This window comes from Streptomyces sp. GESEQ-35 (assembly GCF_017948485.1).
GTDB lineage: Bacteria > Actinomycetota > Actinomycetes > Streptomycetales > Streptomycetaceae > Streptomyces.
In genome coordinates this window covers 1-26,534 of the sequence record NZ_JAFFSX010000045.1, presented here as the reverse complement: position 1 = coordinate 26,534, position 26,534 = coordinate 1, and the positions used below count along the sequence as shown (strand labels likewise).

General features: G+C 68.0%; 7 protein-coding genes and 7 pseudogenes. 6 read left to right on the top strand and 8 right to left on the bottom strand.

Translation table 11 applies throughout. The features are described from left to right. Nucleotides 1-100: 100 nt before the first annotated feature. Nucleotides 101-1,534 carry a hypothetical protein gene (locus tag KCH87_RS46665; protein WP_210594065.1) on the bottom strand — a complete coding sequence of 478 codons (1,434 nt, stop codon included), beginning with the start codon at nt 1,532-1,534 and terminating at the stop codon, nt 101-103. A gap of 356 nt (nt 1,535-1,890) precedes the next feature. On the opposite strand from KCH87_RS46665, the pseudogene KCH87_RS49835 reads away from it, so the two are divergent. Continuing rightward, nucleotides 1,891-1,974: pseudogene (locus KCH87_RS49835) on the top strand (short-chain dehydrogenase); the annotation flags it as partial. On the opposite strand, the pseudogene KCH87_RS46660 reads toward KCH87_RS49835, so the two are convergent. Both KCH87_RS46660 and KCH87_RS46655 read right to left on the bottom strand, forming a co-directional pair. Then, nucleotides 1,975-2,696 (bottom strand): annotated as a pseudogene (locus KCH87_RS46660) (IS5/IS1182 family transposase). A gap of 109 nt (nt 2,697-2,805) precedes the next feature. After that, nucleotides 2,806-3,198: a hypothetical protein gene (locus KCH87_RS46655; protein ID WP_210594064.1), complete on the bottom strand. Its 393-nt coding sequence runs from the start codon at nt 3,196-3,198 to the stop codon at nt 2,806-2,808. Nucleotides 3,199-3,619: 421 nt separating this feature from the next. Here KCH87_RS46655 and KCH87_RS46650 point away from each other — a divergent pair, with 421 nt between their 5' ends. Together KCH87_RS46650 and KCH87_RS46645 are read left to right on the top strand one after the other, a co-directional pair. Continuing rightward, nucleotides 3,620-4,642 (top strand): hypothetical protein, encoded by a 1,023-nt coding sequence (locus KCH87_RS46650; protein ID WP_210594063.1) that lies wholly within the window; start codon nt 3,620-3,622, stop codon nt 4,640-4,642. A 763-nt stretch (nt 4,643-5,405) separates the two neighbouring features. After that, nucleotides 5,406-5,489, top strand: a pseudogene (locus KCH87_RS46645) (IS5/IS1182 family transposase); the annotation flags it as partial. Between the two features lie 104 nt (nt 5,490-5,593). On the opposite strand, the gene KCH87_RS46640 reads toward KCH87_RS46645, so the two are convergent. The 4 genes and pseudogenes from KCH87_RS46640 to KCH87_RS46625 form a co-directional block, all read right to left on the bottom strand. Continuing rightward, on the bottom strand, nt 5,594-5,806 hold the full coding sequence (locus tag KCH87_RS46640; protein ID WP_210594062.1) for an MbtH family NRPS accessory protein: 213 nt from the start codon (nt 5,804-5,806) through the stop codon (nt 5,594-5,596). Next, a complete protein-coding gene (locus tag KCH87_RS46635; protein WP_210594061.1) occupies nt 5,803-22,521 on the bottom strand; it encodes a non-ribosomal peptide synthetase in 16,719 nt (5,572 codons plus the stop codon). Before KCH87_RS46635 ends, KCH87_RS46640 begins: the two co-directional genes overlap by 4 nt. Nucleotides 22,522-22,712: 191 nt before the next feature. Continuing rightward, nucleotides 22,713-22,949 (bottom strand): annotated as a pseudogene (locus KCH87_RS46630) (hypothetical protein); the annotation flags it as partial. 946 nt (nt 22,950-23,895) lie between these two features. Next, nucleotides 23,896-24,597 carry a TetR/AcrR family transcriptional regulator gene (locus KCH87_RS46625; protein WP_210594060.1) on the bottom strand — a complete coding sequence of 234 codons (702 nt, stop codon included), beginning with the start codon at nt 24,595-24,597 and terminating at the stop codon, nt 23,896-23,898. A gap of 85 nt (nt 24,598-24,682) precedes the next feature. Between KCH87_RS46625 and KCH87_RS46620 the strand changes: the two genes are divergently transcribed. Together KCH87_RS46620 and KCH87_RS46615 are read left to right on the top strand one after the other, a co-directional pair. Beyond that, a complete protein-coding gene (locus KCH87_RS46620; RefSeq protein WP_247197865.1) occupies nt 24,683-25,561 on the top strand; it encodes an aldo/keto reductase in 879 nt (292 codons plus the stop codon). Between the two features lie 115 nt (nt 25,562-25,676). Further along, nucleotides 25,677-25,858, top strand: a pseudogene (locus tag KCH87_RS46615) (IS5/IS1182 family transposase); the annotation flags it as partial. 22 nt (nt 25,859-25,880) lie between these two features. Here KCH87_RS46615 and KCH87_RS49830 read toward each other — a convergent pair. Continuing rightward, nucleotides 25,881-25,979 (bottom strand): annotated as a pseudogene (locus KCH87_RS49830) (DDE endonuclease); the annotation flags it as partial. A gap of 309 nt (nt 25,980-26,288) precedes the next feature. Between KCH87_RS49830 and KCH87_RS46610 the strand changes: the two are divergent. Continuing rightward, nucleotides 26,289-26,534: pseudogene (locus tag KCH87_RS46610) on the top strand (hypothetical protein); the annotation flags it as partial.

The following is a 26,534-nucleotide window of genomic DNA, read 5'->3' as shown; positions in this document are numbered from 1 at the left end:
CATCAACAACCGGAACGATGCGGTGCGGCACATTCATGCTCACCTGGGTCTGGTTGGTAGCCATTTCCGCGTTATGCGTGGAGAACGAGAGCCCTCCGGCTCAGGCGACGGATATCTTCCGGACCGGCGCGCCCCATTGCCGCAGTTTCAGCGCGATCGCATGCGAACGCAGCTCGTCACCGGCCTCAGGATAGTTGAACGGCAGAGACAAACGGTTCCCGTTGGAGTCCTGATACTCCAGGCCCTCCAATCTCTCGTACCACAACCGGGCCAGCTCCCACGGGACCGGCTCCTGGATCGGATCACCCATCACATGGCTGATATCAGAGTGATTCTGCTCTTGCAGGCCTACGCCCAACACGGTCCGCAGATCCATGTTGAACAACCGGGAATACGCGTCGAATACCGGCCACAGCTTCGTCAGATCGCGGTCCAACGTCCGCAGCAGATCCCGGGCGCCCTGCCCGTCCACGCTGGCGACGAAGCCGTGAAGCCGACGCGCGAACGATCGCACCTGGGGCAGCTCCGCGGGATCCGCCCAGGAATCGACCGCCACATCGCCCAGGCCCTGACCGAAGGGCGCGGGCTCGTAGCCCAGACCCCGCACCACAGTCTCGGCATGACGCTGGACCAGCCTCCTGTCAACGACCGCCCGATACAGCAAGTCAACAGGGGAAAGACCAGTCCACCGGCGCACTTCCGCCTCAAAGGCCGGGGTCGACTCGGAACCCACAATCGAGGCCCGCCGGGTCATCACCCTCAGCAGCTGGCCCACATCAACCGGACCGGCGCCCGCGAGAATCTCGGCGAACCGGCGAGCCGAATCCTCCTCAAGCGCCCGCACACGAACCAGATCCGCGCCCGGCGTCGATCCCGAGGCACCGTGCCGTGGCACACCGCTGCCCCGCGGGTCCCCTTCGCCCGCGAACCCGGGAGGCTGCCGGTCCTCGGCCTCGGAACCGTCCCCCGCGTAGTCGCGCCCGGTGGGCGCGTCCACCAGCGCCTGCGCGAGGGAGTCGGACTGCGCGAACGGCTCCAGCGCGTCCAGCTCCACCCGGCGCGACGGCCCGACGATCACCGCACGCCCCTCCAGCGGCGGCAGCTCCAACGGCGAACGCCCACGCCCCTGTTCGCGCAGCAGCTCCATCCGGCTCAGGCCGCCCTCCGGCGTCGACGACAGCCGGCTGCCCCGCTCCCGGAGCAGGTCCACCCACGCCACCGTGCGGTCCGCCAGGAGGTACGCCGCCCACGCGTGCCCCGGCCGGCTCGCTCGCAGCCCCCTGCCGTCCAGCCGCCCGTCCTGCCGCCGCCCCAGCACCAGCGCTATGGATCCCGGCCCGGACTTCCGGAGCCCGTCCTCCACCTGCGCCCACGCCCGCACCGACGCCCAGCCAGGACCCGCCGCCCGCGCCCCGCCCATGAGCACCCCGACCCCAGAGGACGGGAACACCGCGGCAGCCAGCCCCCGCACCAGCGCCGCGCACTCACCCAACCGCGGCTCACCCGACGGCCGCTGATCGGCAACCGCGTCCACCCGAGCCTCCAACTCGGCACGGGTCAGCACCCCCGTGAGCGCCCCACCGGGCGCGTTCGCGGCGTCCGAGCGGGAGCCCGCCGGGCCGCCGGGCCGCCCGCGGCGACCAGACGCCGGGTCTGTCGGCAGTCCGGTCGCCGACTGATACTCCGAACCGCTCGGGGCGGTGAAGGTCGGGCCGGACGAGCTCCGGAGCATCGCACCGGAGGGCGTCGCCGAAGCCGGGGGGGGGGAGCGCGGCCGACGGGTCGCCCATGTCGGGAGTGACCTGGCTCCATGTGTGCCGAGCGGTGTGCGCCTCTCCCGGTTCCAGGAGCACCGCGACGGTGTGCTCGCCCCTGTTCGCGTCGTAGTGCGGCCCGGCACGCCTGGCCCTGCTGCCGGACGACGGCCCCACCGGTGGCTTCTTCTCCTGGGACGCGACTCCCGTGCCCTGGTGATCAGTCTGGGCGTCGCTTGGGGCGGTCGTCCAAGCGGTGGGTGGTCCAGGCTCGGCGGATCAAGCTGCGGGCGGTGATGATCGTATCCGCGAGTCGAAGAAGGCGCTGACGACGGTCGCGCGGCGCCCGTAGCAGCGAGCAAGGCAGCGGAAGGCGTTCTGCGAGGCGTGCATGCGCTCGACATGCCATCGATGGCTCGCCTGGATCGGCACCTTCTCACCCTTGTGTGCGATGCGGCCGTGCAGGTCGCGGGCGGCGAGTCGTGGCGGATCGCTCCGGCCAGACCCCTGCCGAGCGGGATTCCGTAACCATCCCTACCATCCGTCATACCCGGGCGTTTCAGGCCATGCTTGCCGGCGGTCGACCGGTGAACGCCCGGGGGCCTTGGTGAGGGAGCCGTCGACGGTGATCTGGTCAAGCACGAGCCCGACGATCCGGTCGTAGGACTCCAACGCGATCTGCTGGAGCCGGGCGAAGACGCCGAGCCGGATCCGCTCGTCGCGGCGATTGCGGATGGTGGTCACCGAGCAGGTCGCGTCGGCGACCGCCTGGTAGGGGCAGCCGAACCGCAGGAGCTGCAGCCGCTGGTCGAACACGATCCGGTCGCTGATACGGCAGTGGCACCCCAGCGGGCGGGGCGGATCGACCGTAGAGCCCTCGGGCAGCAGCGCCGCGAATGGGTCCCAGAGCAGGCCAGTCGGCCGTGATGGAAGCACGGGCACAGATCCCCCCGTGATCACAGAGCGTCGCAACTCCATGATCACCGGGGGCTGTGCCCGCCTTGTCGCCAGGGGCTCCCCACGCCGCGCATCTGCGCGAGCTCTTAGTTGTTCACGACGGAATACCACCCGGGTAGTTGACGACGAAATCGGGAGCGGCACTGCTGCCGGTAGTGCTGATCACGAGGCTCTTCCCGGCCCTGTAGTCCACGGAACCGATGTAGAACTTGCTGGGGGAAACGTGACCGTAGACCTCAATCCGCCCGGAGAACCCGGGGCTCCCACTGGTGCACTTCCCGGGCTGGACGACATGGGATTTCCAGCCACTGCCGTGCGTTCCCTTGAGTTCAACAGAGGCGGCGTAGCTGCCCCTGGCACAGATCGCTATCGTCCCGTCCGCGGCGGCGCCCGCCGGGCTTGCCGTCCCGGTCACCGCCGCCGTGGCCAGCAGGGCAGTGCCGCCAAAAACGGTCACCGCTCGCGTAAGAACCCTGGCTCCAGCCATGAGTGTGTCCTTCCTCAAATGTGTCGCAGCAGCTGTTTCCCGTGCCATGGAACTCGAACTCCCCGTCCGGGCCCCGCGATCGACGAAGACGATATCCGGCGCGCCTTGTACGAACATTGCTCCGGCACGACAGGACCCGCGCCGGGCAAAGGGCGTCGGGCCGCTACGAGGATTCTCAGAAGAAATCCGGCCTTGGACTGAACCGCTCGCCGCGCCGCGCCGTGGTTCCCCCTCGGAAGAAACACACCGGACCCCGGGGCGGATTCAGGCTCCCCGTCTTCCCCCCGATATCGGGCCGGGACGTCCGGTCTTCCCAAGCTCCTCCGCCCCGTCGCACACCGGGCGGAGGAGCCGTTCTTCTTCGAGAGGCGGGCCCCATCAGAGGCGAGAGGCCCCCGGACTGCGAACGAGGTTTCAGCCGATGCGACACCAGCTCCCCCTCCCCAGCGAAGACGACGGCTTCCGCGTCCCCGGAATGCTGCTGGTGCGCACCGGTGACGACGACGCGGTCTGGGACGACGTCCTGACACGGATGGGTGAGCTGCCCGGCATGCAAGGGCCACCCGGTCACGAGCCCGAGACCGACGCCGGAACGAACACGTCGCCTCCCCGGCGCCTGATCGTGGCGCACGACCCCGCATGGCGGGGCGCCTCCCTCAAAGAGGTCACTGCAGCCCTGGCACAACCCGGCATCTGGATGCCGGACCTGGTGCTGCTCACCGACGAACGGACCGCGCGCAACCCGCAGACCCGCCCACTGCTGGCCTTCGGCCGCGGCGACGGGGGCGACGACGGCGACCTCCACGACTTCTGGATCACCCCGCGACAGGCGGCCATGACCTACCTGGTGCTGCACCAGCCCTCTGTCTACTTCGCCGTCGGGCACTTCGCCAAGCGGGCCCCCAACGAGCCGGACCGGCAGGCCGGGGAGGGCGAGGAGCTGACGGAGGATCACCTCCCAAACCCCGTAGGCACCGCGATGGAGACGCTGACCGCCCCACCCCGCTACACCCGGCCCGCCCGCGAACTGCCAGTGCTCAGCCACGAGACCGACCTGCTGGTGCGTACCGACTTCACCGACGACGCAGCCTGGACCGCCCTGGTCCAGGCTGTGTCCCACGCCGAGTACCTCGATACGGGCGAAGACTGCAGCGACCGCGTCCGCTTCGTGGACGACCCGGCCTTCACGGGCGCCACACCGGAACAGGTCATGGCACAGGTCCTCGCCGCGCCCGAGGAGGAGGACCGGATCGTCGCCGACGTCGTGCTGATCGCCGACGCCACCACCCTGCACGAACCCCAACGCCGCGTCCTCGTGGTGCCCATGAGGGACGACATCGGGCTCACCTTCCGGGTGGACCCCGACCTGGCGGGGAGCATGCTCCTCAACCTGGGGATCAGCAGCCAAGACATAGACGACTATCGGGACGCCAACGCCCGGTGAATGGGTGCCCTTGAGTATGGCTTGGAGGTCCCAACAACGGCGTTGGACATGTCGGTCGCAAGACGCCTGGCGTTCGATTGAACCGTTGGTTGTACATGTTCGTTGCGCTCACCGCAGGTTCCGCTTTGGCCGATGAGCCGACGCCGATGCATATGGTCGGCGGTGGATACGATTCGAAGGCGGAGTGCGAGAAGGACGGTGAGGACTACATCTCCCAGTCATGGAACGACGCCCCGGCCCACGCCGGCAGTCGGTGCCGCAGACGTGGGCATTCTGTGTCCCCTGCCCTGGTGTCACATCGCGGCAGGGGAATGTTCTCTCTCCCGAAGGAACCTGTCACTCGGGGCGAATTCTGCCGTTGAGGGGTCATTCTTGGCCGACCTGTCGTCGCCGCCACACATCCGCGTCCCGAGCAGCCACCACGCCCCGGTGGCCGTCGCCAGCGCCGTCCTTCATCTGCGGCCGGCCGATATCGATGCCCGAAACGCGACCTTCACCATGCCCAGGGCAGTCGCCCTCATCGAGCGCCGACAGGGCCGCCACATCGTCCGCTCCACGGCCCAGTGGCCAGCGAGGACCGGTGGCGGACTGCTCCTCGTGGCGCGCAGCCCAGCTCGTCGATGATCAGGAGTCTGGGTCCGGGGAAGAGCCGCATGCAGGTCTTCCAACGGCCCTCGAGGGCGGCCATGTGGCACTTGGCCGCAAGCCCGGCGGCGGTGGAGTAGAGGCGGTGGCCGGCGTCGACGGCGGCCCGGCCCAGGGACACCGCCGCTACGAGCGCAAGCCCGAGCACTTCCTCGCCTTCACCGCCATCGCGGCAACCCTCATCTGCCACCGCCGGCTGACGGGCACGAGCCCTGGATTCGCCAGCTGCCACGCGGGCATGGCGAGCGCCTCGCGTGCCCCAGCAGCGCATCGGGCCGCAGCCCGGGGTCCTGCGCCCGATCCTGCTCAGCTGGCGTTCATGGCGTCTCTCAAGCTCTTGGGACGCATGTCGGTCCAGTTCTTCTCGACGAAGTCGAGGCACACTTCACGCGCTGCCTCTCCGAAGACCGGCTCCCACCCGTCCGGCACGTCGACGAACGTGGGCCAAAGCGAGAACTGACCCTCCTCGTTCTTCAGAACAAGGTAGTTGGCATCCTGGTCCTCAAATGGGTTCGTCATCTTCCAGTCCTGTCTGTCACTCGAAGCCAATCAGCAATGGAGTTCCACAGCTGCGAGAGCATGGGGGGATCGGCCATTTCGTCGTGGGTGCAAGGCAGCCGCGACTCGCCTATGTGGCCGGAAATATAGGGCTGCCACATGGCGCGACCCCAACCGTCCTCAAGTTCGTCCGACGAGATAAAAAGTATGTCGTCGTAGAATCTGCGAGGGTAATGATTCACGTAGATTCGGGTATTGTTTGCGATGATCCTTGCCCTCGCCTCAGCCTCTTCATCTGAAATCTCGCTGCGGAAGTAGTCCGGAAGTCCTGCGAGATCACGGAGAGAAGGCGCCTCGTCGAGTACGTCCGATGCATCCGCGTGATCGTCATTGCCGTTTCCGTCACGCTCTTGGATCGTGCCGATCGGGGCGGGTGCATAGCCTCCCATGATGATGAGTGCCACTTGCTGGCCGTCTTCCTGTAGTTGCACAGCCATCTCCTGCGCTACGCGGCCTCCCATTGACCACCCCAGCAGATGGTACGGACCGGACGGTTGCACGGTGCGCAACTCTGTGACGTACTCTTCCGCCATTTCCCGGATCGATCCCGGCAGTTCACCCGCACTGTCGGCATCCCGCGCCTGCAGGCCGTACAAGGGGATGTCAGAAGGTACGAACGCGGCCAGAGGCGCGAAGCACCAACTCAACCCGGACCGCGGGTGGACGCAGAAGAGGGGTGGCCTGCTCCCGTGTGTCCTGATGGGAAGCAGCATACGGAGGGAATCCTCCATCGCGGAAAGGCTGAGCCGATGCGCGAGTCCTGCGACGCTGGGCGCTTCCATCAGCATCCGGACGGAGACATCGACACCCATGACCGCACGAATCCGACGCACCAGCTTGACCGCCAGAAGTGAATGTCCACCGCATTCGAAGAAGTTGTCGGCGACGCCGATATGAGGCACATTCAGTTCTTCGGCAAAAAGCCTGCACAGGATTTCCTCCTGGATCGAGGAGGGCTCCCGGCTCGGCGCGGACACATTATGGTCATCCGGCGCCGGGAGTTCCCGTCGATCCAGTTTCCCGTTCGCCGTCAGCGGCAGATTCTCCAGGACCACCAGCGCGGACGGCACCATGTACTCCGGAAGCAGCATGCCGAGGTGGGCACGCAAGGGGGCGGTATCGACACCGTCGGTGTGACCGGCGGCGGGGACGAGGTAGCCGACCAGGCGCTTGTCCCCGGGGCGGTCCTCACGCACCGTCACCGCTGCCCGGGCCACGGACGGATGTGCGCTCAGCGCGGCCTCGACCTCGCCCAGCTCGATACGGAACCCCCGAATCTTCACCTGGTCGTCCGTACGGCCCAGGTACTCCAGCTGCCCGTCGGCGTTCCAGCGGACCAGGTCGCCGGTGCGGTACATCCGCTCACCCGGGGTGAAGGGACTGGCGACGAACCGCTGCGCGGTCAGTCCCGGCCGGGCGTGGTAGCCGCGGGCCAGTTGGACGCCGGAGACGTACAGTTCACCCGCAACCCCCACCGGCACCGGCCGCAGGGCCGCGTCCAGGACGTAGACCCGGGTGTTCCACACCGGACGGCCGATGGGCGCGGCACCCCCGGGCCATGCCGCCCGGTCCGCCGGCAGGGTATGGGCGGTGACCACATGGGTCTCGGACGGACCGTAGTGGTTGTGCAGTACGGTCCCGACCGCCGCGCACAGGTCACGGACCCGGTCACTGAGTACAAGGGCCTCGCCGGCCTGGGAGACATGACGCAGCCGCGGCAGGTCCGTGCCCTGCTCCGCTGCAGCCTCACCAAGAGCGTCCAGCATCATGTGGGGGGCGTACAACTCAGTGGCCTTCTGCTCCCTCAGCCATGCCACGAACGCTTCCGGGTCACGCCGGATCTCGTCGTCCGGTACCACGAGGGTCTTGCCGTCCAAGAGGGCCGAGAGAATCTCCTGGGCCGAGACGTCGAAGCTGATCGCGGTGAACTGAGCGACCCGCGAACCGGCCTCGGCGGGGATGGCGGAAGCGTGCCAGGACAGCAGGTTGACCAGCGCGCCACAGGACATCACCACACCCTTGGGACGTCCGGTCGAACCGGAGGTGTAGATCAGGTACGCGGGGTGCTGCGGCATCAGCGGGCCGGTCCGCTCCTCATCGCCCGGAGCGTCGGTCGGCAGCGCGCCGAGTTCGGCGGCGACTGCGGGGTCGTCCAGCAGCAGCGCGGGCCCGGTAGACACACGCCCCGCGACCTCAGCAGTGGTCAGCGTCAGGGAGGGAACGGCATCGGCCACCATGAAGGCAATCCGCTCGGCCGGGTACTCCGGATCGATCGGCAGGTAACCGGCGCCCGACTTCAGCACCGCCAGCAGACCGACGATCAGGTCCACCGAGCGAGGCACGGCCAGCCCGACGATGCGCTCGGGACCGATACCGCGACGGATCAGCAACCGGGCAAGGCGGTTCGCACGCTCGTCGAGCTCCGCATACGTCACCTCGGCGTCACCGAAGGCCACCGCGACGGCATCAGGATGCTTCGCAACCCGGGCCTGGAACAGCTCCGGCAGCGCCGTGCCGGGCACCTCCTGGACGGTGTCGTTCCACCCCGTCACGACCCGGTGCCGCTCGTCCGCCGACAGCACCTCCACGCCGCTGACCCGCTGGTGCGGTTCCCTGGTGACGGTGTCCAGGACGCGGACGAACCGTTCGGCCAGGGCTTCCACCGTTTCGCGGTCGAACAGGTCGAGGGCGTAGTCGATACCGCCGTGCAGACCGCCCGGGCGGTCGCCGGTGTCGGTGTCGGTGTCGGTGCGGAAGGTTTCACTCAGGCTGAAGAACAGGTCGAATTTGGCTGCCGGTTCACCGGTGGGGAAGGGTTCGGCGTCGATGCCGGGCAGGTCGAGGACGGCCTGGGCGGTGTTCTGCAAGGCGAGCATAGTCTGGAAGAGCGGGTGACGGGCCATCGAGCGGGCCGGTGCGAGGTCTTCCACCAGCCGCTCGAAAGGCACGTCCTGGTGCGCGAACGCGGCCAGGCCGTTCTCCCTGACCTGCTCCAGCAGGCCGGTGAACGTGGGGTCACCGGACAGGCCGGTGCGCATCACCAGGGTATTGACGAAGAAGCCGACCAGGTCGTCGAGTGCTTCGTCGGTGCGTCCGGCGACCGGGGTGCCGACCGGAATGTCGTCTCCGGCCCCGAGCCGGTGCAGCAGCACCGCCAGCGCCGCCTGAAGCACCATGAACACCGTCACGCCCTCGGCGCGGGCCAGTTCGGCCACCCGGGCATGCACCTCGGCCGGCACTTGGATCTCCACCCGGCCGCCACGGTGCGAAGCCACCGCCGGGCGTGGCCGGTCGAACGGCAGCGTCAGTTCCTGGGGCAGGTCGGCGAGTGCCTCGCGCCAGTAGTCGAGCTGCTGGGCCAGCACACTGCCCGAGTCGGCCTCGTCGCCGAGCAGTTGGCGCTGCCACAGGCTGTAGTCGGCGTATTGCACCGCCAACGGCTCCCACTCGGGCGCCTGGCCGGTGGACCGGGCCGTGTACGCGGCCGAGATGTCCCGTGCCAGGGGTCCCATCGACCATCCGTCACCCGCGATGTGGTGGACCACCATCACCAGGACATGCTCGTGGGGACCGATCTCGAACAGGCAGGCCCGAAACGGGATCTCGGTGGCGAGATCGAAGGCAAGAGCCGCCAGATCGGCAACCACCTTCGCCAGGCCCTCCTGCTCCACCTCGACCACAGGCAGATCAAAAGACGAAGGCGAGGGAAGGACCCGCTGATACGGCCTGCCCTCATCAGCGGCAAAGACCGTCCGCAGCACCTCGTGCCGGCCCACCACATCGCCCAGCGCCAACTGCAACGCCCCGACATCCAGATCACCGGTCAACCGCAGCGCGATGGGGATGTTGTAGGTCGCCGAGGGGCCTTCCAACTCGCCCAGGAACCACAACCGCTGCTGCGCGAACGAGACCGGTACCGCATTGGGCCGTGTCATCGCCACCAGCGCGGGACGTGCCGCACTCGAATCCGTCAGCCGCCGCGCGAGTCCGGCCACGGTCGGCGCCTCGAACAACGCCCGCATCGCGACCTCCACCCCCAGAGCCGTCCGGATCCTGTTGGTCAGCTGCAGCGCGAGCAGTGAGTGGCCACCCAATGCGAAGAAGTTGTCGTCCACTCCGACCTGGGGCAGGTCCAGGACTTCGGCGAACACGGTGCACAGGATCTCTTCCTGTACCGTGGCCGGCCCCCGGCCGCTGTCGACCGCCTGGTAGTGCGGAGCAGGCAGAGCCTTGCGGTCCAGCTTGCCGTTCACCGTCAGCGGCAGCGTATCCAGCACCATCAGCGCCGAGGGCACCATGTACTCGGGAAGCCTCGCGCCGAGATGGGCACGCAGGGCAGCGGTATCGACACCGCTTGTGTGACCGGTGGCGGGGACGAGGTAGCCGACCAGGCGCTTGTCGCCGGGGCGGTCTTCGCGCACGACCACCGCTGCCTGGGCTACGGATGGGTGTGCACTCAGTGCGGCCTCGATCTCGCCCGGCTCGATCCGGAAACCACGAATCTTCACCTGGTCATCCACACGGCCCAGGAAGTCCAGGGCACCGTCCGGTCGCCATTTCGCCAGGTCGCCGGTGCGGTACATCCGCTCACCCGGGGTGAAGGGGTCGGCGACGAACCGCTGCGCGGTCAGCCCCGGCCGGTCGAGGTAGCCGCGGGCCAGGCCCGCGCCGGCGAGGTACAGCTCACCCGCCACTCCCGGCGGCACCGGCCGCAGAGCCGAGTCCAGCACGTAGACCCGGGAGTTGGCGATGGGCGTGCCGATGGACGGGGTGGTGTGGTTGTCTGCGGACAGGGGGTTGGTGGTGGTGGCGCAGACGGTGGATTCCGTCGGTCCGTAGGCGTTGATGAGGCGGCGGCCGTCGGCCCAGTGGGTGACCAGGTGCTGGCTGAGTGCTTCGCCGGCGGTGATGAGGGTCGTGATCGACGGCAGGCTGTCCGGTTCCATGAGAGCCAGTGCGGCGGGGGGCAGGGTGACGTGGGTGACCGACCGTTCCGCGACCAGGCGGACGAGCGCCTGGCCCGGCAGCAGTTCGTGCGACGCGGCCGAGACGAGGCAGGCCCCGTTGCACAAGGCCATCACCATTTCCCACATGGCCGCGTCGAAGCTCGCCGAGGCGAACTGCAGCACCCGGCTCCCTGCTGTGATCCCGAATTCCTCCGCCTGCGCGGCGGCCAGGCTCGGCAGCCCTTGGTGAGTGACGGCCACGCCCTTGGGCTGCCCGGTGGAGCCGGAGGTGTAGATCACATACGCGGGGTGGGCGGGCAGCAGGGCGGTACAGCGCTCGGCGTCGGTGGGGTCGGAGCCGTCGAGATCGTTGAGTGCGGTGATGGTCCGGGGGTCGTCGACGGCCACATGGGGCGGGTGGCTGTCGGTGAGGCGGGGGGCCAGGTCCGCGCTGGTGAGCACCAGGAGGGGCTCGGCGTCGGTGAGGACGTAGGCGATGCGGTCGGCGGGGTAGTCGGGGTCGATGGGCAGGTAGGCACCGCCGGCCTTCGTGACCGCGAGGGAAGCGACGGTGAGGTCGATGGAGCGCTCCACCATGACCGCGACCAGCGACTCGGGTCCCACTCCGCGATCGATCAGCAGTCGGGCGAGGCGGTTGGCGCGGGCGTTGAGTTCCGCGTAACTAAGTTCCACGTCCTCGAAGACGAGGGCGGTCGCGTCGGGGGTGAGGGCGGCCTGGGCCTGGAACAGGTCCGGCAGCGTCGCAGCGGGTACCTCCCGGGCGCTGTCGTTCCACTCGGCCAGGACCCGGTGCCGCTCCTCGGGGTCGAGGACGTCCACCGTGCTGATCCGCTGGTGTGGTGCTGTCTCCAGGGCGGTGACGACGCCTTCGGCGGCGGTGTGGACCATGGCGCACAGTGACGCACCCGAGACGGGTTCGGCGACCTGCACGGTGAAGGTGAATCCGTCACCGGTGTCGTCGACGCTCAGCCCGATCGGGTAGTTCGTCCGCTCCTGGTCGTACAGCAACTCGATGCCGTCAAGACTGTTGTCCGTTCCCGGCTCGGTGCTCCTGGAGTGCCGGTAGTTGAACAGGGAGGTGAACAGTGGAGTGTCCGCCTTGATGCCGCTGGCCTGCCGGGCGAGTTTCAAGGGGGCGTGTTCGTGGACGAGCAGGTCCGCCAGCTGGTTCTGCACGGACCGGACCGTGTCCATCACCTGCGCACCGTGCGTCTGTACCCGCACCGGAAGGGAGTTGATGAACAGGCCCAGAACGCGGTCGGCGCCGCTTCCCGCGGCCATACGGCCGAACAGGACCGTACCGAAGACGACGTCGTCCCGGCCCGAAGTGGCCGCCAGAACCCGCGCCCACACCACGTGCAGGATCGTGGCCGGGCTCACGCCGAGTCGGCGTGACTGGTCCCGCAGTCGCTGCGCGAGTTCCGCACCCATCACGCGACGGGACTCCGTCACGCCGGTGCCGTCGCCGAGGACGTCGAGCATGCCGAACGGCGCGGTCGGCTCGGTCACGTCGCCCAACAGAGTGGAGAAGTACTTTCGGTGTTCCTCCTGCGCCACCCGCAGGCGGGCCTGAGCAACGAAGTTCCGGAAGGGCAAGGGCGCGGGCAGGGTGTCCTCCCGGCCCGTGAGGTACGCGCGCACCTCCTGCAGCAGTACGTCCAGGGTGGTGTGGTCCGAGATCAGGTGATGGGCCTGAACGAGCGCGAGCCACTCACCGTTCACCGGGTCGGTCGCCGTGTACACCCGTATCAGCGGCGCCTTGTCGATGTCCATCGATCCAGGACACGCGGCCAGCATCCGGCCGGTCACCTCATCGTCGGGCCCCTGAGGCAAGTCGACGTTTTCCACCGGGATCACAGCACGGCGCAGCACCACCTGGACCGGTTCGCGCAGTCCTTCCCACAGGACGGCGGTCCGCAGGATGTCATGCCGGTCGACGACCTTCTGCAGTGCGTTCACGAACACGTCGAGCCGCTGCCGGGAGTCGAAGCCCAACAGGACCGGCAGTATGTACACGTCGGTTCCGTCACCCGAGCCACCCATCAGGTGGTGGAAGAGGATCCCTTCCTGCAGCGGAGCCAGCGGGTACACATCCGCCACGTTGCCCGCTCCGCCGGGAACCCGGGCCACGCTCCGGTCGATCTCCTCTTGGGTCAGATCCACCAGGGAGAGCATGTCGGGAGAGAGGGCCGGGGCGTTGTCCGGAATCCGGTTCTCCGGCACCCCCACCTCGGCCCGACCACCCGACGCAGCCAGTCCGGCAGCCGTGGGCGCCGCGAACAACGACCGCACATCAACCGACATCCCCCGGGCACGCAGCAGCTCGACCACCCGCACCGCGAGCAGCGAGTGGCCGCCCAGTTCGAAGAAGTTGTCGTCCACTCCGACCTGGGGCAGGCCCAAGACCTCGGCGAACACCGAGCACAGGACCTCTTCTTGTACCGTGGCCGGCCCTCGGCCGTTGTCGGCCGTCTGGTAGTCGGGAACGGGCAGGGCCCTGCGGTCCAGCTTGCCGTTCACGGTCAGCGGCAGTGCATCCAGGACCACCAGTGCGGACGGCACCATGTACTCCGGAAGCACACTGTGCAGGTGTTTGCGTATGGCAGCGTTGTCCGCGCCTTCCGGACCGTTCGCCGGGACGAGGTAGCCGACCAGGCGCTTGTCGCCGGGGCGCTCTTCGCGCACCATCACCACCGACTGGGCCACGGACGAATGTGCGCTCAGTACGGCCTCGATCTCGCCCGGCTCGATCCGGAATCCCCGGATCTTCACCTGGTCATCGGTCCGCCCGAGATACTCCAGCTGCCCGTCGACGTTCCACCGGGCCAGGTCACCGGTACGGTACATCCGCTCACCCGCAGAGAACGGGCTGGCGACGAAGCGCTCCGCCGTCAGCCCCGGCCGGGCGTGGTAGCCGCGGGCCAGGCCGCCGCCGGCGAGGTACAACTCACCCGCAACCCCTGGCGGTACCGGCCGTAGGGCCGCGTCCAGCACGTAGGTGCGGGTGTTCGGTACGGGTGTGCCGATGGGCGGGGTGGTGGGTTCGTCGGCGGACAGGAGGGCGGTGGTGGCACAGACGGTGGATTCCGTGGGTCCGTAGGCGTTGAGGAGACGACGGCCGTGGGCCCAGCGGGCGACCAGGTTCTGGCTGAGAGCTTCGCCGCCGCTGATGAGGGTTGTGATCGACGGCAGGCTGTCCGCTTCCAGGAGCGCCAGTGCGGCAGGGGGCAGGAGTGCATGCGTGACCGAGTGCTCCGCGATCAGGTGGACGAGTGCCGGGCCGGGGAGCAGGTCGTGCGGGGTGGCCGAGATGAGGCAGGCGCCGTTGCACAAGGCCATCACGGTCTCCCAGATCGCCGCGTCGAAACTCATCGAGGCGAACTGCAGCACCCGGCTGCCTGTCGTGATCGCGAGTTCCTCTGCTTGCGCGGTGGTCAGACTCGGCAATCCCTGGTGGGTGACGGCCACGCCCTTGGGTCGTCCGGTGGAGCCGGAGGTGTAGATCACGTAGGCGGGGTGGGCGGGCAGCAAGGTGGCACGGCGCTCGGCGTCGGTGGGGTCGGAGTCGGTGAAATGCGTGAGTGCGACGGTGGTCTGGGGATCGTCGACGGCCAGGTGGGGCGGGTGGCTGTCGGTGAGACGGGACGCCAGCTCCCTGCTGGTGAGCATCAGGAGAGGTTGGGCGTCGTTGAGGACGTAGGTGATCCGCTCGGCCGGGTAGTCCGGGTCGATGGGCAGGTAGGCGCCACCGGCCTTCGTGACCGCGAGGAACGCGACGACGAGGTCGGCCGAGCGCTCCACCATGACCGCGACCAGCGACTCGGGGCCCACTCCCCGGTCGATCAGCAGTCGGGCGAGGCGGTTGGCGTGGGCGTTGAGTTGCGCATAGCTCACTTCCGCGTCCTCGAACACGAGGGCGGTCGCGTCGGGGGTACGGGCGGCCTGGGCCTGGAACAGCTCCGGCAGCGTCGCAGCGGGCACCTCCCGGGCGGTGCCGTTCCACTCGACCAGGATCCGCTTCCGCTCCGCGGGATCCAGTACCTCGATGGCGTCGATGTGCTGGTGGGGGTTGGCAGTGACGGTGTCCAGGACGCGGACGAACCGTTCGGCCAGGGTCTCCACCGTTTCGCGGTCGAACAGGTCGAGGGCGTAGTCGATACCGCCGTGCAGACCGGCCGGGCGATCACCGCTGCCCGTACCGGTGTCGGTGTAGGTGTCGGTGTCGGTGTGGAAGGTCTCGGCCAGGGCGAAGGACAGGTCGAACTTGGCAACCGGTTCGCCGGCGGACAACGACGTGGCGTCGATGCCGGGCAGGTCGAGGACGGCCTCGGCGGTGTTCTGCAAGGTGAGCACGGTCTGGAAGAGCGGGTGGCGGGCCATCGAGCGGACCGGAGCGAGGTCCTCGACCAGCCGCTCAAAGGGCACATCCTGATGCGCGAACGCAGCCAGGCCGTTCTCCCGAACCCGCTCCAGCAGACCGACGAACGACGGGTCACCCGACAGGTCGGTACGCATCACCAGAGTGTTGACGAAGAACCCGACCAGGTCGTCCAGTGCCTCGTCGGTACGTCCCGCGACCGGCGTTCCCACCGGAATGTCACGGCCCGCACCCACCCGGGACAACAGCACCGCCAGCGCCGCCTGAAGCACCATGAACACCGTCACACCCTCGGCCCGGGCCAACTCGGCCACCCGGGCATGCACCTCGGCCGGCACGCGGATACCCACCCGGCCACCGCGATGCGAAGCCACCGCCGGCCGCGGCCGGTCGAACGGCAGCACCAACTCCTGCGGCACCCCCTCCAACGCCTTACGCCAATAACCCAACTGCGCATTCAGCAGACTGCCCGGATCGCCCTCCTCACCGAGCAGTTCGCGCTGCCACAACGTGTAGTCCGCGTACTGCACCGTCAACGGCTCCCAGCCAGGTCCCCGCCCGGCAGCACGAGCCGTGTACGCGACCGACACATCCCGCGCCAGCGGCCCCATCGACCATCCGTCACCGGCAATGTGATGCACCACGATCACCAGCACATGCTCGTCAGAACCGGCCTCGAACAGCCAGGCCCGCAACGGCATCTCGATGGCGAGATCGAAGCAATGCCCCGCGACCTCGTTGATCGCCGACTCAAGGTCGGTCACCTGCTCGACCGCAAGGGACACCGAAGCCTCTTCGGCCGGAAGGATCTGCTGATAGGGGTGCCCGTCCACCGTCGCGAACACCGTCCGCAGCACCTCGTGCCGGCCCACCACATCAGCCAGGGCAGCCCCCAGGGCAGCGACATCCAACGGCCCGGTCAACCGCAGGGCGACGGGGATGTTGTAGGTCGCCGACGGACCTTCCAACTCGCCCAGGAACCACAACCGCTGCTGCGCGAACGAGACCGGCACCCGCTCCGCCCGATCCACCCGCACCAACGGTCGCCGCCTCGCACCGGAAGACGTCAACCGACCCGCCAGAGCAGCCACGGTCGGCGCCTCGAACAACGTCCGGATCGCCACCTCCGACCCAAAGACCGACCGGATACGGCTCACCAGCCGGGTCGCCAGCAGCGAGTGGCCGCCCAGCTCGAAGAAGTTGTCCTCCACCCCGACCACGGACAGGCCCAGCACCTCGGCGAACACCGAGCACAGAAGCTCCTCCTGCACCGTCGCCGGCCCTCGGCCGTTGTCGGCCGTCTGGTAGTCGGGAACGGGCAGGGCCCTGCGGTCCAGCTTGCCGTTCACCGTCAACGGCAGTGCATCCAGCACCACCAGCGCGGACGGCACCATGTACTCCGGAAGCATCGCCCGGAGATGGGCACGCAGCCCGGCACTGTCCGCCCGCGGGGCGTTGCCGCTGTTGGAGACGAGGTAGCCGACCAGGCGCTTGTCGCCGGGGCGGTCTTCGCGCACCATCACCACCGACTGCGCCACGGACGAATGTGCACTCAGTACGGCCTCGATCTCGCCCGGCTCGACCCGGAACCCCCGGATCTTCACCTGGTCATCAGTCCGCCCGAGATACTCCAGCTGCCCGTCGACGTTCCACCGAGCCAGGTCACCGGTACGGTACATCCGCTCACCCGCAGAAAACGGGCCGGCCACAAACCGCTCCGCCGTCAACCCCGGCCGGCCCAGATACCCCCGCGCCAGCTGAACACCGGCGAGGTACAACTCACCCGCAACCCCTGGCGGCACCGGCCGCAACGCCGCGTCCAGCACGAAGGCTCTCATGTTCGGAACGGAATGGCCGATGGGGACGCCACCCGGTACGTCCGGGTCCCCGGGGCGGATGGTGAAGGTGACACATCCGACGGCCGCCTCGGTCGGACCGTACTCATTCGTGATCAGGACGTCGTGGTGCGCGCACCGCCACCGTGTGAGCTGCTCGCCGGTAAGGCTTTCGCCGCCGACGACAAGGTCTCCCCGGGCGAAGGATCCGACGGGATCTTCGGACAGAAGGCGCAGGTGGCTCGGCGTCACCTTCAGGAAGGTGGGTGCCGGTTCAGCGGCAAGCCTGTCCTGGATATCCGCGATGTGCAGGGTGCCGCCCGAGATCAGCGTGCCGTACAGGGGTGTGACGGTCAGGTCGAACGCAGCCGACGAGTGCAGCACGGTCCGACCACTCAAGCCGGCGTACGCGCTGATGGCCCAGTTGAGGTAGTGGGAGACTGCTGCGTGGCTCACCACGACGCCCTTGGGGCGTCCCGTGGAGCCGGAGGTGTAGATCACGTAGGCGGGGTGAGCGGGCAGGAGTGCCGCTCCTCTTTCGTGGTGCGTGAGGTTCTCCCCAGCCATCGTGGCCAGGGCCGCCGTGGTGTCCAGGGCATCCGTCACGATGCGTGGCACATCGTTGTCCGCTGCGCCTGTCATGGCCTGGTGCGTGACCAGCACTGTGGCCTGGGCGTCGTTGAGCATGTAAGTGATGCGGTCGGCGGGGTAACCCGGGTCGATCGGAACGTACGCGGCTCCGGTCTTGACCACTGCGAGGAGTGCGACGACAAGGTCGGCGGACCGGTCCATCATCACCGCCACCCGTTCTTCCGGCCGGGCACCCCTGTCCACGAGGACGCGGGCCAGCCGGTTGGCCCGCGCGTTCAGCTCCGCATAGGTCACCTCGGCGCCGTCGAAGAGCACCGCGGCCGCATCGGGGGTGCGCGTGACCTGGGCTTCGAACAGTTCGGCCAGTGTGGCCTGCGGAACGTCGTGGGTGGTGTCGTCCCGCCCGGACAGGATCCGCTCCCGCTCCGCGGCGTCCAGGACGTCGATCCGGCTGACCGGCACCGACGGATCTGCCGTCACTGTCTCCAGGACCATGAGGAAGCGCCGTGCGATCGCCTCGACACTCGCGGGATCGAACAGGTCGGTGGCGTAGAGGATCAGTCCGGTCAGGCCCGCCGGGGTGCCGCCGTCGGTGAACTGCTCGGCGAGCTGGAAGTCCAGGTCGAACTTGGCAGGAGGGATGCCCGCAGGCAGTGCCTCGATGTTCAGCCCGGGCAGGTCGAGGACGGCCTGGGTGGTGTTGTGCAGGGTGAGCATGGTCTGGAAGAGCGGGTGACGGGCCATGGAGCGGGCCGGTGCGAGGTCTTCTACGAGCCGTTCGAAGGGCACGTCCTGGTGGGTGTAGGCGCCGAGGTCTGCTTCCCGTGTTCTGGCCAGCAGTTGCAGGAAGGTGGGATCGCCGGACAGGTCCGAGCGCAGGACGAGTGTGTTGACGAAGAAGCCGACCAGGTCCTCAAGTGCCTCGTCGGTGCGTCCGGCGACCGGGGTGCCGACCGGAATGTCGTCTCCGGCCCCGTGCCGGTGCAGCAGGACGGCCAGCGCCGCCTGCACCACCATGAACACCGTCACGCCCTGTTCTCCGGCCAGCTCCACCAGGGCGCTGTGGATGTGGGTGTCGATAGTGAGTTCGATGCTTCCGCCCTGGTGGGAGGAGATCGTCGGGCGTGGCCGGTCGAACGGCAGCGTCAGTTCCTGGGGCAGGTCGGCGAGTGCCTCGCGCCAGTAGTCGAGCTGCTGGGCCAGCACACTGCCCGAGTCGGCCTCGTCGCCGAGCAGTTGGCGCTGCCACAGGCTGTAGTCGGCGTATTGCACCGTCAACGGCTGCCACCTGGGCGTCTGACCGGTGGACCGGGCCGTGTACGCGGCCGAGATGTCCCGTGCCAGGGGTCCCATCGACCATCCGTCACCCGCGATGTGGTGGACCACCATCACCAGGACATGCTCGTGGGGACCGATCTCGAACAGGCGGGCCCGAAACGGGATCTCGGTGGCCAGCTCGAAGCGATGCCCCGCGACTTCGGTGATCGCGGACTGGAGGTCGGTCACCTGCTCGACCGTGAGGGACAGCAAGGCCTCTTCGGCCGGAAGGATGTGCTGGTAGGGCTGCCCGTCCACCGCGGCGAACACCGTCCGCAGCACCTCGTGCCGCTCCACGACATCGCCCAGCGCCGACCGCAACGCCCCGACATCCAGATCACCGGTCAACCGCAGGGCGACGGGGATGTTGTAGGTCGCCGACGGACCTTCCAACTCGCCCAGGAACCACAACCGCTGCTGCGCGAACGAGACCGGCACCCGCTCCGCCCGATCCACCCGCACCAACGGTCGCCGCCTCGCACCGGAAGCCGTCAACCGACCCGCCAGAGCAGCCACGGTCGGCGCCTCGAACAACGTCCGGATCGCCACCTCCGACCCAAAGACCGACCGGATACGGCTCACCAGCCGGGTCGCCAGCAGCGAGTGGCCGCCCAGCTCGAAGAAGTTGTCCTCCACCCCGACCACGGACAGGCCCAGCACCTCGGCGAACACCGAGCACAGAAGCTCCTCCTGCACCGTCGCCGGCCCCCGGCCACGGTCGGCCGCCCGGTAGTCCGGAGCAGGCAGAGCCCTGCGGTCCAGCTTGCCGTTCACCGTCAACGGCAGTGCATCCAGCACCACCAGCGCGGACGGCACCATGTACTCCGGAAGCACACTGTGCAGGTGTTTGCGTATGGCAGCGTTGTCCGCGCCTTCCGGACCGTTCGCCGGGACGAGGTAGCCGACCAGGCGCTTGTCGCCGGGGCGGTCTTCGCGCACCATCACCACCGACTGCGCCACGGACGAATGTGCACTCAGTACGGCCTCGATCTCGCCCGGCTCGATCCGGAACCCCCGGATCTTCACCTGGTCATCAGTCCGCCCGAGATACTCCAGCTGCCCGTCCGCGTTCCACCGAGCCAGGTCACCGGTACGGTACATCCGCTCACCCGCAGAAAACGGGCCGGCCACAAACCGCTCCGCCGTCAACCCCGGCCGGCCCAGATACCCCCGCGCCAGCTGAACACCGGCGAGGTACAACTCACCCGCAACCCCTGGCGGCACCGGCCGCAACGCCGCGTCCAGCACATACACCTGGGTGTTCCAGACCGGGCTCCCGATGGGGACCCTGCTTCTGCTGGTGCCGCTGTCACACGTCCATGCGGTGACCTCGACCGACGCCTCGGTGGGACCGTAGAGATTGTGCAGCGGAACGTTCAATACGTTTTGGAACTGCACGGCGATGTCGCTGGGGAGCGCTTCGCCGCTGCAGAACACCGCTCGCAGGTCGGTACAGGCGGCGGCAGCCGGTTCGCGGAGGAAGACCTGCAGCAGAGACGGAACGAAGTGCGCGATCGTGACACGTTCGCGTTGGATCAACTCGGCCAGGTACCCGGAGTCGCGGTGGCCCGAGGGCTTGGCGACCACCATCGTCGCACCCTGGAGCAGCGGCCAGAAGAACTCCCGTACCGACACATCGAAACCGAAGGGGGTCTTCTGCAACACCCGTTCCGATGCGGACAAGTTGTAGGCGCCCTGCAGCCAGGCCAGCCAGTTGACGACACCCGCATGGGGTACGGCCACGCCCTTGGGCCGTCCGGTGGAGCCGGAGGTGTAGATCACGTAGGCGGGGTGAGCGGGCAGGAGGGTGGCGCGGCGCTCGGCGTCGGTGGGGTCGGAGTCGGCGTGGTCCTCGAGTGCGGTGATGGTCCGGGGGTCGTCGACGGCCAGGTGTGGCACCTCTCCGCCGGTGAGACGGGAGGCCAGCTCTCTGCTGGTGAGCGTCAGGAGGGGCTGGGCGTCGTTGAGGACGTAGGTGATCCGCTCGATGGGGTAGTCCGGGTCGACGGGTACGTACGCGCCGCCGGCCTTGACCACCGCAAGGAGGGCGATCACCAGGTCGACGGAGCGGTGCATCATCACCGCGACCGGTGACTCGGGTCCCACACCCCGGTCGATCAGGAACCGGGCGAGGCGGTTGGCCCGCGCGTTGAGGTTCGCATAGGTCACCTCGATCCCGTCGAAGACCACCGCGACCGCGTCCGGGGTGCGGGCAGCCTGCGTCCGCAGCAGCTCCGGCAATGTCGCCGCGGGCACCTCATGGGCCGTGTCGTTCCATTCCTCGAGGACCAGACGCTGCTCGGAGCGGCTCATCAACGTGATCTGGTGAACGCGCTCGTCCGCAGTGGAACGCGCCATCCATTTCAGCGCGTCAAGGAATCGTGCAGCATGTTCATGCACAGCTTCCCGGCTGTACAGATCCGGGTTGGCCTCCACGACCACGGATATACTTCCGTCGAATGATCTGTCGTACACCGAGATCGACAGGTCATGGAAATTGATGCCACCGAGCGCGTGCGCGCGGCTTGTGGCGTCACCGAATTTTAGGTCGTAGTCAAAGGATACGATATTGACCAGGAGTGGGTAAAGTCCGCTGCGCCCTACGCGTTTCAGGTCTCTGAGGATGTCCTCATAGCGGTATCGCTGATGCCTCAAGGCATCTCGCACTCCGCGGGACACCTGCTTAACGAGTTCCCGCACTGTGGCCTTCGGCTGCACCGTGAGGCGCAGAGGAACAATGTTCGCCGTCATTCCAGGTATGTCGCGCAGTGCGGTTTTTCTGCCCATGACGGGGATCCCGAGAATGATGTCCTCCTGCCCCGTAGCACGGTGCAGGTAGGCAGCGCTCGCCGCTACGGCCAGACCTGAGAGGCTCGTTCCCAGCCGTCGTGCGGAGCTTCTGAGTTCCGCAGCGGCGTCGGGAGGGACACGGAGCGTATGGCGTGTCAACTCATGGGGTGCGGTGGAAGGTTCCCGGCCACTCAAGCTGACCGTTTGAGGGATATCAGAAAGCCGTTCCCTCCAGTACTTCCGGTCCAGCTCGAATTCGGCGGATACACGGTAATCGGCATCGGCATCCATCAGTACGGAACTTGAGGAAAGCGCACTGTCCGTGACGGGTTCACCGGCTGCCAGTGCCGTGTAGAGCGCGGCCACTCGGGAGGCTATCCGGGGTCCCGCGAGTCCATCCGCGATGATGTGGTGTATTCGCTGGTACCAGAAGAAGAGATCTTCTTCCACCTTGAATATAGCCTGAGCGAAGAGATCACCGCTCTGGAGATCCGCCGGGCGTCGCATGTCAGCGCGCATCCAACTCACCGCACTGGAACGCGGATCTTCCTCACCGCTCACGTCGACCACGTGGAACAGCCAGTCGCTCCGCTGGTCAAAATATTGCCGCGGCACGTCGTCTGTGTTTCGCTCGAAGTGAAGAGTCAAACAGTCGGCTTCCAGGACGGCTCTCCGCACGGCCGCCTCGAATGAACCCGTGTCTATCTTTCCGTGAATCTCTATGTATTCACCCATGTTATAGATCGGATTGTCCGGAGCCAGTTGCTGCGCATGCCATACGCCGAGCTGTCCGGCCATCAGTTCACGACGGCCACCATGCGATCCAGACATCTCCACACCCCGGTCAACACTCGCGCTCCGCACTAGGAGCAGTTCATGCCGGGCTCAGATGAACCCCTCCGACGTGGCAACGGGCCTGCGCAAGCAACGGTTCAACCGGAAGAGGACCCGTCCGGCGGGAGGGCCGGAGATCTCCGGCCCTCCCGCGCTCATCGGCCCGCGGGCTCCGGGTCCTGGTCCTGGTCCGGGTCCCGCTCCTGGGCCTGGTCCTCCGGCGTCCGGCCGACGCGTTCGCGGATCAGCGCGATGCCGACGACCACGACCTCCGCCAGCATCGACATCGTGACCTGCTCGCGCGCGTCGGGCTCGGTCAGCTTCTCCGGGTTCTCGCGCAGGATGATGCCCCGCATCCGCAGCTGGGTGCCGCAGATGACCAGCCACACGAACGCTGTTCCACGCTGCCCAAACCCTTCCAGGCAACAGCGGCCGAGTCATCGTGCGCATGGCTCCGCCATGGTTTGGCAGGCGAGTTGGCGTGAGGGGGTAGGTGCGGGAAGAGATGAAGCTCCTGGTGGATGGCTTGTCGACCAAGATCGACCTATCTGCCGGGAGCTTCGTGTGCTTGTCCGCGCCCTTCTGGTCTCGATCTGTCCAGCTCAGCTCCGCGGTTCCTGGCCGGGAAGCTGGCCGCCCTCGGACGTGAACGCGCAACACGATGGCGTCGGCTCGGAACGGACCGGCAGGCCCTGCTGGTCGTGTCCCACCCGCGGTGCAGACACACCTACACCCGGGCTCGCGGCAGGTTCGGCATCAGCCCCGGCACCGTCTGCCGGTCCGTGACCGAGCCCGTCGGACAGCCGGCCGCGCCGGCTGTCCGACCTCGCCGACCCGGCAGGCACGCTCCTGTGGGCCTCACCCGCGCTTCCCGGCGCCATCCATGACATCCGTGCCGCCCGCGAACACGACATGGCCGCCGTCAGGAGCCGGCGGCTCCTACGCAGGCCGCTCTGCAGGACCATCCGCATCGCCAGTCTCAAAAAAGGAGGCCCGGAAACGGATACCGTACTGGCCGAAGCGCACGCCGGGTCACTTCGCGGATGGGCGTTGACCTCAGGGTGGATCGATCTCGTTAACGCAGCCAACAAGGACTCCCTTCGCTTTTCCTTGCTGGGGCCGATCCGGGTGTGGCGCGGTGAGCGTGAGGTGGACCTGGGCTCGCCACAGAAACGCGTGGTGCTGGCGGCGTTGCTTCTACGACGTGAGCGTCCCGTCACGTGCGTCCAGGTGGCGGAGCTTCCCGCGGACCGTCTCGGCCTCCGGACGGCCGGACTCCTCGAAGAGCGCCAACGCCTAGGGCCTGTCTGACAATTGCCTTCGAGGACCCAGCTCGTCCTAGTGGGCGAGGCGCTGGAGCCAGTCGTGCAGGAGTGCGGTCTCGGCGAGGCGGAGTGGGACGGTGGCTGGGTCGGCCGCGCTGAGGGTGGCATCGAGTGCGAGGGCGCGAGCGGCGAGGGTGGGCTCTGGTGCTGGGCTCGTGTCGGTGGTCAGGGAGCCGATGAGTGTTTCCCGCATGCGTGGTGAGACCTCGGGGTCGCGGTCGCTCTCGGGGATGCCGATCAGGGAGAGCGTGACGCCGGTCACCGCTGCCAGGAGGAGGTGGGCGGCGAGGGTGGGCGGTACCCGTAGGCGGCCGTCGGAGGCGGCGCGGTTGAGGAACGTCATGAGGAGTTCGTAAGCCTGCTGTGCGGCAGGTGGACGGCGGCCGGGGCGGTCGGTGCCGTACATCAGAAGGTAGAAGGCGGAGTGCTCTAGGCCGAAGTCGACGTGCATGTCCCATCCGCGGCGCATGTCGTCGACCGCGTCGCCGCTCGACGACAGGGTCTGCTTCTGCGCCAGGTAGAGGTCGAAGGCGTGGGTGGCCAGCGACGAAAGGAGTCCGTCCTTGTCGCCGAAGAGCTGGTAGAGGGAGGCGGCCCGGATGCCCGCCGCTGCTGCGACGGCGCGTGTGGAGAGCGCCTGGACGCCCTCCCGTTCCAGGAGCTCGGCTGCCACGTCCAGGATCTGTCGGCGGTTGCGGGTCTTCGCGTCGTCCACGGTTGCAATGCTACGCCATTGGGCGTATCACTGGTTCGTTCGGTGATACGCCCAATGGCGTATCGGTGATACGCAGGAGGATCCGATGAATCGTGTGGGATATGGCGCCATGCAGCTCGCAGGCCCAAGGGTCTGGGGGTTTCCAGACGACCCGGAGGCGGCGCGGCGGGTGCTGCGCCTGGCCGTGGAACTGGGCGTGACGTTCTTCGACACCGCGAACGCCTACGGGCCGCGAACGGTGAACCAGCTGATCGGGCAGGCCCTGGGGCCGGCCCCCGAGGGCGTGATCGTGGGCAACAAGGTCGGCGCGGAGCGCGGCCCGGACCAGTCCTGGATCGTCGACGGCCGCCCGGAGACCGTCCGGCGGCAGGTCCGCGAGGCACTGACCGACCTGGGAACGGACGTGAGCGAGCTGACCTACCTCCGACTCGTCGGCGACACCCCCGGCGCGCACCAGGACGTGCCGCTGGAGGAGTCGCTCGGCGCACTCGCCGAACTGCGGGAGCAGGGACTGATCCGCCGGATCGGCTTGTCGGGCGCGTCCCCGCAGATGCTGGCCCGCGCCCAGCGGACGACCCCCATCGCGGCGGTGCAGAACCGCTTCAACCTGCTTGACCGCAGCGGCGTCCAGGTCCTCGCCGACTGCGAGGCCCAGGACATCCTCTTCATCCCCTACTTCCCGCTGGCCGCCGGACGGCTCAGCGACCACCACGAGCTGACCGGCCCCGCAGAGCGCCTGGGCGCCGCACCGGCCCAGGTCGCACTGGCCTGGCTGCTGCGCCGCTCACCCTCCGTGGTCGTCATCCCCGGCACCAGCAGCCCCGACCACCTGCGGTCCAACATCGAAGCCTCCGAAATCGCCGAACGGCTCACCGACACCGAGGTCGCGCACCTGACCGGACTGGTCGACGAGTCGAAAGCGACTCTCGGCCGGCCCACCCCCTCCGTTCAGCGGCATCAATGACGAAGCCCCCGGGCGCCGATGTCATCGTCGGCCCTCGGCGGCTTCTGACGAATGAACTTCGTAACCCCAGTCACGGCGCCTGTGTCGCCGTTCAGGATGATGCATGTCGTGACAGGCGGTGGGGGATGTCGAATGGACCGTTTCGGTGGACTCCACGATCAACCGCGCCCATCAGCACATCCCCGCCCGCAAAAAGGGGAAGCAGGCGGGGATGAACTGGCGGATTCGGAAGGCTCGGCGACACGGCAGGCCCTCGGCCGGTCCCGGGGAGGGCTGACGACCAAGGTGCGTGTGGCAACGGCCGCCGTTAGGGTCAGGCCAGCTTGGCGATCGAGATCCGGCTGCGGGAGCGGCCCCGCACACGCACGACGGGAGTGCGGCCGCGGCGGGATCAGGTACGGGCGGTGGGCGGCGTCATCGAGAAGCCAGCCTTGTCCTCGAAGACTGCAATTCGCCCGGCACCGACAGTTTTTGCGCAGATGCGCCAGGAGACCGGCCTGCCCCGCTCGCACGGGACGTCGACGTCGCGCATGGAAGTATCAGGCCATTTCACCCTCCCGGTACAGGATGAAAGAGGCTAATTGAACCGACCCCCTACCGCACGCGTTGTGCCGCATGGAGCACTGCTCGGCACCGGTGTCCCCTCCGAACGCGTACGGAGGGGATGCCCCACACCATCCTTGCGGCTCCGAAGCCATCGCACATCCGGCAAGTGGGAGAAGAATCCATGCGTTCACGTCTGTTCGCAACGGCGGCAATCGCCGCTGCCTTCGTCATGGTCCCGGCAGGCAGCGCTCTCGCGGGCAGCGGACCGGCTCCGGCACCCTCCGAGCGTTCCGCGTCGAAGTCCACGGCCCCCACGCCCAAGGGCAATCCTTTGAGCGAGAAGGCGCAGGCCAGCGACGTCTGCGACGACGCCTACCAGATCGGCAAGACCGACTACGTCAAGCGCGACGGCGCGACCATCGCCTCC